We start from the raw sequence: 14,028 nt of genomic DNA on the forward strand, positions 1-14,028 counted from the left end.
CCGCCATGTCGACCAGCACCACCACGTCACTCACGAACCGAGGGCCCGTCCCGTCAGGCTCCTCCACGCCGTCAGGCCCGACCTCTTCGTCCGCGTCCGCCCCCAGTGGCGCCGCCCGCCGCGGCGCCATCGGCCTCGGCATCGTCCTCGTGGCCCAGCTCATGCTCGTGCTGGACGCCACCGTCGTGAACGTCGCGCTCCCGCACATCAGGGCCGACCTCGGCTTCACGCCGGCCGGCCTGTCGTGGGTGCTCAACGCCTACACCCTCGCCTTCGGCGGTCTGCTGCTCCTCGGCGGCCGGCTCGGCGACGTCATCGGACGCCTGCGCAGCTTCGAGATCGGGCTCGCCGTCTTCACCGGCGCGAGCCTCCTCGGTGGGCTGGCGAGCTCGCCGGCCTGGCTCGTCGCCGCGCGCACCCTCCAGGGCGTCGGAGCCGCGCTCGCCGCTCCCAGCGTGCTCGCGCTCGTGACCACCAGCGCCCCGAACGAGGCCGCCCGCAACCGCGGCCTCGCCCTCTTCACCGCCGTCTCGTCGGCGGGCGCCTCCATCGGACTGCTCCTCGGGGGCGTGCTCACCAGCTTCGTCAGCTGGCACTGGACGCTCTTCGTCAACGTGCCGATCGGCGCGGTCGTGCTCGTGCTCGCCCGACGCTTCGTCACCGAGACCCCGCGCGTCCGGGGCCGATTCGACGTCCTCGGTGCCGTCACCGCCACCCTCGGTTCGGTCTCCGTCGTCCACGGCTTCATCAGTGCCGCCGACCGAGGCTGGGCCGCGCCCCTGACGCTCGCCTCGTTCGTCGTCGGCGCCCTGCTGCTCGTCCTCTTCGTCCGCACCGAGAGCCGCGCCGCCGGACCGCTGCTGCCGCTGGCCCTCGTGCGCCACCGCACCCGCGGGGGAGCACTCGTGCTCATGGCGCTGGTCGTCGGCGCGCAGTTCTCGACGTTCTTCCTCGTGACCCAGTACCTCCAGCTCGTCCTCGGCTTCAACCCGGTCGCCACGGGTGCCGCGTTCCTGCCGCTCAGCCTCGCGATCTTCGCGACCTCGCGGGTCAGCGCACGGCTCGTCGCCAAGGTCGGCCCGCGACCGCTGCTGCTCGTCGGCACGCTCGGCCTCACCGCGAGCTTCGTGTGGCTCAGCAGCATCACGACGACGAGCACGTATGCCGGCCACCTCCTCGGTGCCCTCGTGCTCAACGGCGTCTCCGCGGCCCTCGTCTTCATGCCGGTGACCGTCGTCGTGCTGGGCGGCGTCGAGCGGGCCCAGGCGGGCACGGCCTCGGGCCTGCTCCAGACGGCGCAGCAGCTCGGCGGCGCGGTGGGGCTGGCGGCCATCGTCAGCGTCTACGCGTCGCAGGCGGTGCCCGGCCAGTTCGTCCCTGGCATCCGGCCGGCATTCCTCACCTCGGCGGCCTTCACCCTCGTGGCCCTGCTCGTTGCCGCCTTCGTCCTGCGACCTCGCGCCACCTCGGTCACAGAGCCGACCGAGCCGGCGCACGATGGTGACGCGGTCGCCGGGGCGGTGGCAGAGGCAACCGAGGCTCGCTGAGCCGGACGCGCAGGAAACGGCCGACCCCCACAGCCCGGCTGGGCTGCGGGGGTCGGCTCACGGCATACGGCCTCGGGGAGGGACGGTGTCAGTGGCCCTCGGGCATCGCCCAGCGGGCGGTCGAGGTGCCCTGCTCCCGGGCGCGGTCGAAGGCCTCGCTGATGATCCTCTCGGCGGCCTCGCGGTTGCCCCAGTCGGAGCCGTCGACGTGCTTGCCGGGCTCGAGGTCCTTGTAGCGCTCGAAGAAGTGCTGGATCTCCTTGAGCGTGAACTCGTTGACGTCGGAGATGTCCTGGATGCCGGCGTTGCGGGGGTCGACCGGCACGCACAGCACCTTGTCGTCACCGCCGGCCTCGTCGGTCATGTGGAAGACGCCGATCGGGCGGGCCTCGACGACGACGCCAGGGAAGACCGGCTCGGGCAGCAGCACGAGCGCGTCCAGCGGGTCGCCGTCCTCGCCGAGCGAGTCCTCGATGTAGCCGTAGTCGGCGGGGTAGGCCATCGACGTGAAGAGGTAGCGGTCGAGGCGGATGCGACCGGTCTCGTGGTCGACCTCGTACTTGTTGCGCTGTCCGCGCGGGATCTCGATGGTGACGTCGAACTCCACGTCTTCCCCTTCTCGGGCTCTTCGGGCGTGCTCGGGTGCCGGGGCACTCGGCGGCGGCTGACAGAATCGTCCGCGACAGTGTGTCAGCAAGGTCGGTCCCTGCGCGAAACAGGTCCGGGGACAGCAACGGACGGGGGTGAGGATGGCGCACGAGATGCCGCGACGCCGCTGGTACGCCTGGGCCGTCGGCTGGTCGCTCGTCACGATCGTGCTCGGGTATGCCGTCCTCGATGTCGCCGACGCCGCGCCCGGTGTGCTGACGATGCGTCCACTGCCGCCGCCCGCGCCGACCGAGACCGTCGCGACACGGACCCTGCCGGTGGTCGCCCAGCCGAGCCTGCGCGCCTCGGCGGGCCCGGTGCTGCCCTCGCTGGCGGGTGCCACCGCCGCCCCGTCGGGTGCCGGTGTCGCCCGGGCGCTCGCGGCGGTGCGTGCCCTTCCGGCGCTGAAGGACTCGGCCCTCGTGGTCCGCGACGGGCAGACGGGCGAGGTGCTCCTCGACCAGCGCGGCGACCAGCCGCGGATCCCGGCCTCCACGACGAAGCTCCTCTCCGCCACGGCGATCGGCCAGACCTTCGCCCCCGACGAGACGCTGCACACGGTCGTGCGCGAGGGCGACAGCCCCGACGAGGTGGTCCTCGTGGCGGGCGGCGACTCGCTGCTCAACCCCGGGAAGGGGGACCCGCAGTCGGTCGCCGGCCGCGCCGGGCTGCGCGACCTCGCGCAGCAGGTGGTGGCCCGGCTGTCGGCCCAGGGCATCCGGCGCGTCACGCTCTACGTCGACGAGACGTATGCCGACGGCCCGAGGACCGCGCCGACGTGGGCCCCGACGTTCCTCGGCGACGGGATCACCGGCGCCGTGGCGATGCTCGGCCTGTCGACGCAGCGGGCGAGCGGCGGCCACCCGGGGCCCGCCGACCCGGTCGCGGCGGTGCGTAGCGCCTTCGCGCACCAGCTCGGGTCGCTCGGCGTCACCGTGCGCCTGGCGCCGCGCGGCCGCGCTCCTGGAGTGCCCGGCTCGCCCGGTCCGACACCCACCGCCCCGACCACCGGCCCCGGCTCGGTGCTCGGGAGCGTGGAGTCGGCGCCGGTGCGCGAGCAGCTGGCCCTGGCGCTCACCGACAGCGACAACGCGCTGACCGAGGTCCTCGCCCGCCAGGCGGCCTACCGGTCGGGCGCCGGGACGGCTTTCGCCCAGGTGGGCAGCTGGGTGGTGTCGCAGGTCGCCGCGCTCGGCCTCGACACCCGTGGCGTCACGCTGTCCGACGCCAGCGGCCTCTCCCGCCAGAACCGCGTGCGCGCCCGGCTGCTGTCCGACGTGCTCGTCCTCGGCTACGACGGCCGGCACCCGGTGCTGCGGCAGGCGCTCGACGGCCTGCCCATCGGCGGGCTGACGGGCACGCTGGCCGACCGGTTCACGGGCGCCGCCCACGACGTGGCGGGGCGCGCCCGCGCCAAGACCGGCACCCTGACCGGTGCCAACGCACTCGCCGGGAGCGTGGTCGACGACAGCGGCCGGCTGCTCGTCTTCGTGGGTATGGTCGCCGGGGTAGGAACCAACGAGGCGCGGGCGGCGTTGGACCGTTTCGTAGCGGCGATCGCCTCGTGCGGCTGCCGTTGACGGTCCGGTGAGCCGCTCCGGTCGTCCCGGCACGGAAAGGCCAGGCATGACAGACAGCATCATCCCGGCGCCGCAGGGCGCCGACCGCCATGACCGGTCGGGAGGGGGCGCCCCGGCTGCGTCGGTCGACTACGAGTTCGCGAAGCGGACCGGCCGTGCCATCGTCAACCCCGGCCCCCAGGTCTCGAGCGAGGAGGCGGCCGCCATCGTCGCGGACCTGCGCGAGGCTGCCGCGTCCGCCGTCGCCCCGGTGGCCGAGACGAGCGAGCTGCAGGCCCCCGCGGACGCGCCTGCTCCCCTCGTCGTCGACCGGGCGGGCTGGATCAGCGCCAACGTCGACTCCTTCCGCTCCATGCTCGACCCTGTCGTCGACAAGCTGAACGCCGCGAAGAAGTCGCCGACGAACGCCACGGCCGCGCTCGTCGGTGGCAAGGTGACCGGCGCCGAGATGGGGGCGCTGCTCGCCTTCCTCTCGAGCAAGGTCCTCGGCCAGTACGACCTGGCGCCCGGGGGCACGCCCCGGCTGCTGCTCGTCGCCCCGAACATCGTGGCCACCGAGCGGCGCCTGGAGGTCGACCCCAGGGACTTCCGGCGATGGGTCGCGATGCACGAGGAGACCCACCGCGTGCAGTTCACCGCCGTCCCGTGGCTGCGCGAGCACATGGTCTCGCGCACGCAGGCGCTCGCCGTCGACCTTGCACCGACGCCGGAGGACCTCTCCCGCCGCTTCGAGCAGCTGACGCGCAACCTGCCTGAGGTGCTCGGCTCCGGGGAGGGGATCGCGCAGCTCTTCGCCACGCCGGAGCAGAAGGCGCAGATCGCCGAGCTGACGGCCGTCATGTCGCTGCTGGAGGGCCACGCCGACGTCGTCATGGACGCCGTGGGCCCCCGCGTCATCCCGAGCGTCGACGAGATCCGCCGCAAGTTCGACCAGCGGCGCAACAGCGCGGTCGGCATCGACCGCCTGCTGCGCAAGCTCCTTGGCCTCGAGGCCAAGATGCGCCAGTACCGCGACGGTGCCGTCTTCGTGCGGGCCGTGACCGACCGGGTGGGGCGCGACGGCTTCAACGCCGTCTGGTCCTCGCCCGAGACCCTGCCCCGGGCGGCCGAGATCCTGGCCCCCGACGCATGGGTGCGTCGGGTCCACGGCTGAGCGATGCGAGGTCCCGCAGACATGCCCGGTCCCGACCCCGCCGTGGCGGCCACCCGCCTGGCCGTGCGCGAGCACCTCGCCGACGTCCCCGACGGCGGCCTGGTGCTCGTGGCCTGCTCCGGGGGGCCCGACTCAGTGGCCCTCGCGGCGGCGCTCGCGTTCGAGGCCCCACGCTCGGGGGTGCGTGCGGGTGCGGTCGTCGTCGACCACGGGCTGCAGGAGCAGTCCCCGGACGTTGCCGAGGAGGCCGCAGCGCTGTGCCGCGGCCTCGGGCTCGACCCGGTCGAGGTCGTGTGCGCCGCCGTCCGCACGAGCGGTGCCGGCCTCGAGGCCGACGCGCGCTCCGCCCGCTACGCCGCGCTCGAGGCGGCTGCAGACCGTCTGGGCGCCCTCATGGTCCTCATCGGCCACACCCGCGACGACCAGGCGGAGCAGGTGCTCCTGGGTCTCTCCCGTGGCTCGGGAGCCCGCTCGCTCAGCGGTATGCCGGTGCGCCGCGACCGTTTCGTCCGCCCGCTCCTCGCCCTCCCGCGCGCCACGACGCTGGCGGCCTGCGCGGCCTACGGCATCGAGCCGTGGGTCGACCCGCACAACAGCGACGACTCGTTCCGGCGGGTGCGTGCGCGGCGACTGCTCGCCACGCTCGAGTCCGACCTCGGCCCGGGTTTCGCGGCGGCCCTGGCGCGCAGCGCCGACCTGCTGCGCGAGGACGCCGACTACCTCGAGGGGCTCGCCGTCCGGGCCAGGGCCGAGCTGCCCGCCGGCCCGACCGGCGACGGCGTCGACCTCGACGCGCTCTCGGCGTTGCCCCGGGCGATCCGCACCCGGGTGTGGCGGCTGCTGGCCGCCGAGGCGGGGGCGCCGCTCGCAGACGTCAGCGCCGCCCACGTCGAGTCGCTCGACGCGCTGCTCACCTCGTGGCACGGCCAGGGTCCGCTGCACGTGCCCGGGGGCATCGCCGTCGCCCGCACCGGGGGAGCGATCGTCTTCACCCCGCTGCGCCAGGGCGCCAACGCCTGACAGCGCTCGACAGCGGCCGACGACGCCTCACGGCGGCTGACGACCCCGACCGGCCGGTGCGGTTGAATGGTCCCGCCCCGCACGACCCCAACCGCGACACCTGACGACATCGAGGAGCCTTCGTGGACCACGAGCACATGGGAGAAGACCTGGCCGAGGTCCTGCTCACCGAGGAGCAGATCCAGGCCCGGCTCGCCGAGCTCGCAGAGGAGATCTGGAAGGACTACGAGGGCAGGGACTTCCTGCTCGTCGGCGTCCTCAAGGGTGCCGTCGTCGTCATGGCCGACCTCATGCGCGCCCTGCCCGGCACGGCCCCGATGGACTGGATGGCCGTGTCGTCCTACGGCAGCGGCACCAAGAGCTCCGGTGTGGTGCGCATCCTCAAGGACCTCGACACCGACATCAGCGGCCGCCACGTGCTCATCGTCGAGGACATCATCGACTCGGGCCTGACCCTGTCGTGGATCAGGTCCAACCTCGAGTCGCGCAAGCCGGCCTCCGTCGAGATCTGCACGCTGCTGCGCAAGCCCGACGTGGTCAAGGTGGACATCCCAGTCAAGTACGTCGGCTTCGACATCCCCAACGAGTTCGTCGTCGGCTACGGCCTCGACTACGCCGAGAAGTACCGCAACCTGCGCTGCGTCGGCACCCTGGCGCCCCACGTCTACGCCTGAGCAGGAGACCGCCCCGTGACCTTCTCCATCGTGGCGCGCCAGGGTGACGGCTACGGCGTGGCCGTCGCCAGCAAGTTCCTCGCCGTCGGTGCGGTGGTCCCCGACGCCCGCATCGGCGTGGGTGCCGTCGCGACGCAGTCCTTCGCCCGCTTCGCCTACCGCGACGAGCTGCTCGGCCGCCTGGCCGCGGGGGAGGGGGCGCAGCAGGCACTGGCCGCCGCCACGGCGCTCGACGAGGGCCGCGAGACCCGCCAGGTCGGCGTCGTCGGCAGCGGCACGGCCGCCACCTTCACCGGCTCCGAGTGCAACGCCTGGGCCGGTGGGGTCGCGCGCGAGGACGGCGACACGGCATACGCCATCCAGGGCAACATCCTGACCGGGCCCGAGGTCGTCGAGGCGATGGAGCGCGCGTGGCGCGAGTCGGCCGGCCGGCCGCTCGCCCAGCGACTGCTCGCTGCGCTCGTGGCCGGGGACGCCGCCGGCGGCGACTCCCGCGGGCGCCAGAGCGCTGCCCTGTATGCCGTCGAGCCGGGCTCCGGCTACGACGGCTGCGGCGTGCTGGCCGACCTCCGCGTCGACGACCACTCCGACCCCGTCACCGAGCTCGGTCGGCTGCTGTCCGAGTGGGAGATGTACTTCGGCAGGCCCGAGGACGTCCAGCCGCTCGACGGCGCGCTCGCGGACGAGGTCCGTGAGCGCCTGGCTCGCGCCGGCTTCGAGGGCGGGGACCTGGCCACGGCGCTGGCCGACTGGGCGGGCAACGCCAACTATGAGGCGCGCCTGACCCCCGACGGCATCGACCGTCGGGTCCTCGAGGCCCTGCGCGCCGACACGGCCTGACCTGCTGCGGCCGCCCCGGGGCACCTGTCCCCCCGGCGGGTGGGTACGCAACGCTGGACCGTGTGGTTGGTCATGGGCCCGCCGCATGCGGAACACTGGTGGTTCCCCGGACGTTGTGCCGGTGGACAAACTCACCGGACGAGCAGGAGGACCGGGGCACCGCCCCGCACGTACATGGACGCTAAGCGGATTCTGCGCACCCCACTGTTGTGGATCTTGGTCCTCATCAGCGCGCTCGTCTTCGGCATGATGTTCTCGGAGTCCGGCCCGCCCCGGATCGACACCTCGGCCGCGATGACGCAGATCAACGACGGCAACGTCGAGTCGGCCAAGCTGCTCAACAACGAGCGCATGGAGCTGACGCTCAAGAAGCCCTACACCTCGCCCGACGGCACGGTGAAGGACGCCAAGACGGTCTACTCGTACTACGTGGACGCGCGCGGCGGCCAGGTCGTGCAGGCGCTCAACGCCAAGGCGCCGCCCAAGGGCGTCGACGACCAGATCGACCAGCCGAGCTGGTTCGGCTCGTTCCTCTTCTCGGTGCTGCCGGTCATCCTCATCCTCGGCCTCTTCTGGTTCCTCATGGGCCAGATGCAGGGCGGCGGCAACCGCGTCATGCAGTTCGGCAAGTCGCGCGCCAAGCTCGCCACCAAGGACACCCCGAAGGTGACCTTCGCCGACGTCGCCGGCTGCGACGAGGCGATCGAGGAGCTCCAGGAGATCAAGGAGTTCCTCCAGGAGCCCGCGAAGTTCCTCGCCGTCGGCGCCAAGATCCCCAAGGGCGTGCTGCTCTACGGCCAGCCCGGCACCGGCAAGACGCTCCTGGCCCGCGCCGTCGCGGGTGAGGCGGGCGTCCCGTTCTACTCGATCTCCGGCTCGGACTTCGTCGAGATGTTCGTCGGTGTGGGCGCCAGCCGTGTCCGCGACCTCTTCGAGCAGGCCAAGGCCAACGCGCCCGCCATCGTCTTCGTCGACGAGATCGACGCCGTCGGCCGCCACCGCGGCGCCGGCATGGGCGGCGGCCACGACGAGCGCGAGCAGACGCTCAACCAGCTGCTCGTCGAGATGGACGGCTTCGACGTCAAGACCAACGTCATCCTCATCGCCGCGACCAACCGCCCCGACATCCTCGACCCGGCGCTGCTGCGCCCGGGCCGCTTCGACCGCCAGATCGCCGTCGACGCCCCCGACATGATCGGCCGCCACCGCATCCTCGAGGTGCACGCCCAGGGCAAGCCGATGGCTGCCGATGTCGACCTGCTCGCCGTCGCCCGCCGCACCCCCGGCTTCACCGGCGCCGACCTGGCCAACGTCCTCAACGAGGCCGCCCTGCTGACGGCGCGCAGCGACAAGAAGGTCATCGACAACCCGGCCCTCGACGAGGCCATCGACCGCGTCATCGCCGGGCCGCAGAAGCGCACGCGCATCATGTCGGCCAAGGAGCGCAAGATCACGGCGTACCACGAGGGTGGCCACGCCCTCGTCGCCGCGGCGCTCAACCACACCGACCCGGTGACCAAGGTGACGATCCTGCCGCGCGGCCGGGCCCTCGGCTACACGATGGTCATGCCGATCGACGACAAGTACTCGACCACGCGCAACGAGATCCTCGACCAGCTCTCGTACGCCCTCGGTGGCCGCGTCGCCGAGGAGATCGTCTTCCACGAGCCGACCACCGGTGCCAGCAACGACATCGAGAAGGCCACCGGCATGGCGCGCAAGATGGTCACCGAGTACGGCATGTCCTCACGCGTCGGTGCCATCAAGCTCGGCCAGAGCAACGGCGAGGTCTTCCTCGGCCGCGACATGGGGCACCAGCGCGACTACTCCGAGGAGATCGCCCGGGTCGTCGACGAGGAGGTTCGCGCCCTCATCGACTCCGCCCACGACGAGGCGTACTCCGCGCTCAACGCCAACCGCGACCTGCTCGACCAGCTCGTCCTCGAGCTGCTCGAGAAGGAGACGCTGAACGCGCACGAGCTCGCCCAGCTCTTCGCCTCGGTCGTCAAGCAGCCGGAGCGCCCGACCTGGCTGTCCTCGCAGACCCGCCAGCTCAGCGACCGACCGCCGGTCCTGACGCCGGCCGAGATCGCCGCCCGCAACGGCTCCAACGGCCAGAACGGCCACCTGCCGCCGCCGGTCCCGGCGGACAAGGCGCTCGAGGGCAGGATCGACGAGGCCGCCTCCGTCGGTGCGCACCCGCTCGCCGATGAGCACCCCGCCGAGCAGGTCATCGAGGTGCCGGAGGACGGTCGCGTCAACCCTGACGAGAAGAGCTGACGTGCCGATCGACACGGCGCGCGCCGAAGCGGCGGTGCGCGAGCTGCTGCTGGCCATCGGCGAGAACCCCGAGCGCGAGGGCCTGCTCGACACACCGGCCCGGGTGGCCCGCTCGTTCGGGGAGATCTACGCCGGCCTCGACATGGAGGCAGCCGACGTGCTCGGCACGACGTTCCAGATAGACCACCAGGAGCTCGTCATCGTGCGGGACATCGAGCTCTACAGCACGTGCGAGCACCACCTCGTGCCCTTCCACGGGGTGGCGCACGTCGGCTACATCCCCAGCAACGACGGCCGCGTCACCGGCCTGTCCAAGCTGGCCCGGCTCGTCGAGGTGTTCGCCCGGCGCCCGCAGGTCCAGGAGCGGCTGACGTCCCAGATCGCCGACGCCCTCGTCGAGCACCTCGACGTGCAGGGCGTCATCGTCGTGGTCCAGGCCGAGCACCTGTGCATGTCGATGCGCGGCATCCGCAAGCCGGGCGCGAGCACCATCACCTCCGCCGTGCGCGGGCAGCTGCGCGACCCGGCGACTCGAGCAGAGGCGATGGCGCTGATGCTCGAGGGCAACAAGTGACGGCGAGCCACCCCTCCACAGCAGCACGCCTCGTGTCGGCGACGACACAATGTCGCCCATGAACGCGCCAGCGCCCGCACACCGCCACGTCCCCGACGAGCGGCCCGACGCGGCCACCCTGCTCGGGGTGCAGGACCGCACCCTCGTCATGGGCGTCGTCAACGTCACCCCCGACTCCTTCTCCGACGGCGGCGAGTGGTTCGAGCACGACGCCGCGATCGCCCACGGACGGGAGGTGCTCGCCGCAGGCGCCGACATCGTCGACGTGGGGGGTGAGTCGACGCGCCCCGGCGCCGGGCGTCCCTCCGTCGAGGAGGAGCTGCGCCGCGTCGTCCCCGTCGTCGCCGCGCTCGCCGCCGAGGGCGCCGTCGTCTCGATCGACACGATGCGAGCCTCTGTCGCGCGGGCTGCCGTGGATGCCGGCGCCACGATCGTCAACGACGTGTCCGGCGGCCTCGCCGACCCGGAGATGGTGCCCTGGGTCGCCGCGAACCGCCTGCCGTTCATCGCGATGCACTGGCGCGGCCACAGCACCTCGATGCAGTCCCGCGCGGTCTACGACGACGTCGTCGCCGAGGTGCTGCAGGAGCTCGGTCAGCGGCGGGACGAGCTGCTCACCGCCGGCATCGAGCCCGAGGCGCTCGTGCTCGACCCGGGCCTCGGCTTCGCCAAGAACGCCGACCACAACTGGGCGCTGATGGCCGCGCTGCCGGCGCTGCACGACCTCGACCAGCCGATCCTGCTCGGGGCGTCGCGCAAGACCTTCCTCGGTCGCCTGGGGCGTGAGGAGGGGGCCACCCCGCGGCCGCCCGCCGACCGGGACGTCGAGACCACGGCGACCTCCGTGATGGCCGCCATGGCGGGCCTGTGGTGCGTCCGTGTCCACGACGTCGCCTCCACCGTGCGGGCCCTGTCCGTCGTGCAGGCCGCCCTCGACCACGCTCCCGAGGACCTGGACGACGACCTGCAGGAGGACCGCGCCTGATGGCCGACCGCATCGTGCTGCAGGGCGTCTCGGCCCAGGGCCACCACGGCGTGCTCGACGTCGAGAAGCGCGACGGCCAGACCTTCCTCGTCGACGTCACGATGTGGTGCGACCTCGAACGGGCCGGGCGCAGCGACCGTCTCGCCGCCACCGTCAACTACGCCGAGGTCGCCGACGCGGTCGTCGCCCGGATCACCGGTCCCTCCTTCGACCTGATCGAGCGCCTGGCCGAGGTCATAGCCGACGACGTGCTGCGCCATGACCTCGTCGACTCCGTCGAGGTCGTCGTGCACAAGCCCGAGGCTCCCGTCGGCCAGCCGTTCACCGACGTGCAGGTATGCGTCCAGCGCGTGGGCGGCGCCCACGTGGCCGTCGCGCTCGGCTCCAACCTCGGGGACCGCGGGCAGACGCTGACGGCAGCGGTCCGGGCCCTGCGCGACCTGCCGGGGCTCACCGTCACGGCCGTGTCGTCGCTCGTCGAGACCGACCCCGTGGGCGGTCCCGAACAGCCGCCCTACCTCAACGCCGTCGCGCTCGGACGGACCACGCTGGCGCCGGCGGAGCTCCTCGCGGCCCTGCACCGCATCGAGGCCGACCACGACCGCACCCGCGAGGTCCGTTGGGGTGCAAGGACCCTCGACCTCGACCTGCTGCAGTACGGCACTCCGGGCGGGGCCCTCGAGGTTCTCAGCGACGACCCCGCCCTCCTGCTGCCGCACCCGCGCGCCCACGAGCGGGCCTTCGTCCTGGTGCCGTGGGCCGACGCCGAGCCGGCGGCCATCCTTCGCGTGCGACCCGGGGACGACGGCATACGGCCCGTGGCGGACATCCTGGCCGACCTCGACCGATCGGGCGTGCGGCCCGGTCCCGAATGGGAGCAGCAGTGAGACACCACACCGGCATCCGTGCCACGACGCTCGTGCTCGTGGCCGTTGCCATGACGGTGCTCGCGTGGCTGCTGCTGCGCTGGCTCGCCTCCGGCGGCAGCTCGGTCCCCGACCCGGGCTGGGTGGGCGGTGTCGCCATGGTCTTCCTCGGCGCGGCCCTGCTGGTCGGGGGCTGGCAGGTGCGCAAGGTCCGCGACGGGCATCCCAACCCCACGATCACGCCGCTGCGCGCGGCACGCACCCTGGTCCTGGCCCAGGCCGGGGCCCTGACCGGCTCGGCGCTCGTGGGCTGGTACGTCGCCAACGTCCTGGTGCTGCTGCCCGACGCTGACGTGGAGTCCCAGCTGGCTCGCATCTGGGCCTTCGGCGTGCATGCCGCCATCGCGCTGCTGCTGGCCGTCGCCGGCATGGTGGTGCAGGGCTGGTGTCGGCTCCGTCCCCGCGACGACGAGGACGAGAACGGCTCCGACCACAGCTGACCCCCGTCCTGGCGCAACGAACCCGTCTGGCGTGGTGTCATCAGAGGCATGCAGCCACATGGGGCACGGGTCCGTGGGCCCGTCAGCAGCGCCGCGGCGCTCCTGCTCGCGGCGACGGGGCTGCTCGCGGCATGCGGCACGGCGCCATCGCCCGAGCTGCCGGGTGGGGCCGCGACGCACGTCTCCGAAGCGGGCACCGCCGGCGCGCCCGACGCCACGGACCTGCCCGGCGCGGGAGGGGTCGTCGCGCCCGTCGCGCCGGCACCACCGGACTTCGAGAGCCGGGCAGCGGTCGTGGCCGAGGCCGTCCGCAGGGCCGGGGTGCCGACGGCGTCCACGGCTCCGGTGCTGCTCTCGGGCTGGGCCCTGGACCTCGGGTTCGACACCAGCGAGCAGAAGATCGCCTGGACCGCGCGCCACGTCGGGCTGGCCCCGGGGGTGCCCGCTCACACGACCGGCACGGGCACGATGACCTCGGGACAGGCCACCCGGTCCGTGGTCGTCGTGGGTCCCCGCGAGGCGCTCGACCGGGCCCTGCGCGCGGACTCCGACGCCCCCGGCAGCTGCGACGGCATCCCGGCCGCCTCCTGCCGGCTCGTGGTGACCCGGGCGGTGCGCGCCGACGCGCCCGTCCGGACGAGCACGGGCGAGGTGCGGCTGCCCGTCTGGCGGTTGACGATCGACGGACTCTCGCACCCGATCTCGGTCATCGCCGTCGCGGACGGCGTCCTGGGGCAGCGGCCGGGCTCTGTCCCGCCGCTTCCGGGCCTGCCCGAACCGGCGGCTGACCTCCACCCGGCCGACCGGCTCGTGACCGTGAGGGGCGGGGCGGTGGAGGTCGGGATCGGGGGCGGTCCCTGCGACGTCGACCTGGCCGCCCATGTCGTCGAGCTCGACGACATGGTCGTCGTCGGCGGCACGTCGCAGCCGGCGCCGCAGGACACGATGTGCCCGTCGAGCTACGTCTCCCGCATCGCTCGACTGCAGCTGGCGCGGCCGCTGGGCGCCCGCCCGGTCATCGACGTCGTCTCGGGACGGTCCCGGGTCCTGGGCGTCCCGGCGTACTGACCGCGTACCGACCCGCTCAGGTCGGGCCGGAGACGGTGGCCTTCGACGTGTGAGAGGTGGACGCCGTCGACGTCGTGGGCTTCGTCGACGTCGTGGGCTTCGTGGGCGTCGTCGGCACCGAGGGCGGCTTCGGCGGCCCGTCGGGGGTCGTGGTCCGCGTCGGCCACGGCGGCGGGACCGTGTTCACGGTGTCCTCGTCGGAGCAGGCCGCCGCGAGCGTGATCGCGGCCGTGATGGCGGCGACGGCCACGCCGCGGACGACGTTGGCGCGCGAGACCCGGGCGGACGGCATA

Annotated in this window: 14 protein-coding genes; 12 read left to right on the top strand and 2 right to left on the bottom strand. The window is 73.2% G+C overall.

Translation table 11 applies throughout. The features are described 5' to 3' along the window. Positions 1-5: 5 nt before the first annotated feature. Positions 6-1,547: an MFS transporter gene (locus LQK93_RS11995; RefSeq protein ID WP_374968013.1), complete on the top strand. Its 1,542-nt coding sequence runs from the start codon at positions 6-8 to the stop codon at positions 1,545-1,547. 88 nt (positions 1,548-1,635) lie between these two features. Here LQK93_RS11995 and LQK93_RS12000 read toward each other — a convergent pair whose 3' ends face one another. After that, positions 1,636-2,154: an inorganic diphosphatase gene (locus tag LQK93_RS12000; protein WP_374968014.1), complete on the bottom strand. Its 519-nt coding sequence runs from the start codon at positions 2,152-2,154 to the stop codon at positions 1,636-1,638. 154 nt (positions 2,155-2,308) lie between these two features. Here LQK93_RS12000 and LQK93_RS12005 point away from each other — a divergent pair, with 154 nt between their 5' ends. From LQK93_RS12005 to LQK93_RS12055, 11 genes are all read left to right on the top strand, one after another. Beyond that, positions 2,309-3,775, top strand: coding sequence for a D-alanyl-D-alanine carboxypeptidase/D-alanyl-D-alanine-endopeptidase (locus LQK93_RS12005; protein ID WP_374968015.1), 1,467 nt, complete (start codon positions 2,309-2,311; stop codon positions 3,773-3,775). 46 nt (positions 3,776-3,821) lie between these two features. Beyond that, the gene (locus tag LQK93_RS12010; RefSeq protein WP_374968016.1) at positions 3,822-4,928 is read left to right on the top strand and encodes a zinc-dependent metalloprotease; all 1,107 of its coding nucleotides are present in this window, start codon (positions 3,822-3,824) and stop codon (positions 4,926-4,928) included. A gap of 21 nt (positions 4,929-4,949) precedes the next feature. Beyond that, on the top strand, positions 4,950-5,948 hold the full coding sequence (gene tilS / locus LQK93_RS12015) for a tRNA lysidine(34) synthetase TilS (RefSeq protein WP_374968017.1): 999 nt from the start codon (positions 4,950-4,952) through the stop codon (positions 5,946-5,948). Positions 5,949-6,070: 122 nt separating this feature from the next. After that, positions 6,071-6,622 carry a hypoxanthine phosphoribosyltransferase gene (gene hpt / locus LQK93_RS12020; protein WP_374968018.1) on the top strand — a complete coding sequence of 184 codons (552 nt, stop codon included), beginning with the start codon at positions 6,071-6,073 and terminating at the stop codon, positions 6,620-6,622. Between the two features lie 15 nt (positions 6,623-6,637). Next, positions 6,638-7,462, top strand: coding sequence for a DUF1028 domain-containing protein (locus LQK93_RS12025; RefSeq protein WP_374968019.1), 825 nt, complete (start codon positions 6,638-6,640; stop codon positions 7,460-7,462). A 174-nt stretch (positions 7,463-7,636) separates the two neighbouring features. Then, on the top strand, positions 7,637-9,742 hold the full coding sequence (gene ftsH, locus LQK93_RS12030; protein WP_374968020.1) for an ATP-dependent zinc metalloprotease FtsH: 2,106 nt from the start codon (positions 7,637-7,639) through the stop codon (positions 9,740-9,742). A 1-nt stretch (position 9,743) separates the two neighbouring features. Then, a complete protein-coding gene (gene folE, locus LQK93_RS12035; RefSeq protein WP_374968021.1) occupies positions 9,744-10,316 on the top strand; it encodes a GTP cyclohydrolase I FolE in 573 nt (190 codons plus the stop codon). 148 nt (positions 10,317-10,464) lie between these two features. After that, on the top strand, positions 10,465-11,301 hold the full coding sequence (folP, locus tag LQK93_RS12040; RefSeq protein WP_374971496.1) for a dihydropteroate synthase: 837 nt from the start codon (positions 10,465-10,467) through the stop codon (positions 11,299-11,301). Further along, a complete protein-coding gene (gene folK / locus LQK93_RS12045; protein WP_374968022.1) occupies positions 11,301-12,188 on the top strand; it encodes a 2-amino-4-hydroxy-6-hydroxymethyldihydropteridine diphosphokinase in 888 nt (295 codons plus the stop codon). Before folP ends, folK begins: the two co-directional genes overlap by 1 nt. Beyond that, positions 12,185-12,667, top strand: coding sequence for a DUF3180 domain-containing protein (locus LQK93_RS12050; protein ID WP_374968023.1), 483 nt, complete (start codon positions 12,185-12,187; stop codon positions 12,665-12,667). Before folK ends, LQK93_RS12050 begins: the two co-directional genes overlap by 4 nt. A 48-nt stretch (positions 12,668-12,715) precedes the next feature. Continuing rightward, positions 12,716-13,735, top strand: a complete 1,020-nt coding sequence (locus tag LQK93_RS12055; protein ID WP_374968024.1) for a hypothetical protein — start codon at positions 12,716-12,718, stop codon at positions 13,733-13,735. A gap of 16 nt (positions 13,736-13,751) precedes the next feature. On the opposite strand, the gene LQK93_RS12060 is transcribed toward LQK93_RS12055, so the two are convergent. Then, entirely contained in the window at positions 13,752-14,027 is a 276-nt protein-coding gene (locus tag LQK93_RS12060) for a hypothetical protein (RefSeq protein ID WP_374968025.1), read from the bottom strand. Position 14,028: the final 1 nt, after the last annotated feature.

Origin of the sequence: Terrabacter sp. BE26 (assembly GCF_041941675.1) — a bacterium.
In the GTDB taxonomy this organism is placed as follows: domain Bacteria; phylum Actinomycetota; class Actinomycetes; order Actinomycetales; family Dermatophilaceae; genus Terrabacter.

Excerpts from the sequence above, each read along its gene's own strand:
- LQK93_RS11995 (WP_374968013.1), top strand. The coding sequence starts at position 6 with ATGTCGACCAGCACCACCACGTCACTCACGAACCGAGGGCCCGTCCCG.
- LQK93_RS12005 (WP_374968015.1), top strand. The coding sequence starts at position 2,309 with ATGCCGCGACGCCGCTGGTACGCCTGGGCCGTCGGCTGGTCGCTCGTC.
- LQK93_RS12010 (WP_374968016.1), top strand. The coding sequence starts at position 3,822 with ATGACAGACAGCATCATCCCGGCGCCGCAGGGCGCCGACCGCCATGAC.
- tilS (WP_374968017.1), top strand. The coding sequence starts at position 4,950 with ATGCCCGGTCCCGACCCCGCCGTGGCGGCCACCCGCCTGGCCGTGCGC.
- ftsH (WP_374968020.1), top strand. The coding sequence starts at position 7,637 with ATGGACGCTAAGCGGATTCTGCGCACCCCACTGTTGTGGATCTTGGTC.
- folP (WP_374971496.1), top strand. The coding sequence starts at position 10,465 with ATGGGCGTCGTCAACGTCACCCCCGACTCCTTCTCCGACGGCGGCGAG.
- folK (WP_374968022.1), top strand. The coding sequence starts at position 11,301 with ATGGCCGACCGCATCGTGCTGCAGGGCGTCTCGGCCCAGGGCCACCAC.
- LQK93_RS12055 (WP_374968024.1), top strand. The coding sequence starts at position 12,716 with ATGCAGCCACATGGGGCACGGGTCCGTGGGCCCGTCAGCAGCGCCGCG.
- LQK93_RS12060 (WP_374968025.1), bottom strand. The coding sequence starts at position 14,027 with ATGCCGTCCGCCCGGGTCTCGCGCGCCAACGTCGTCCGCGGCGTGGCC.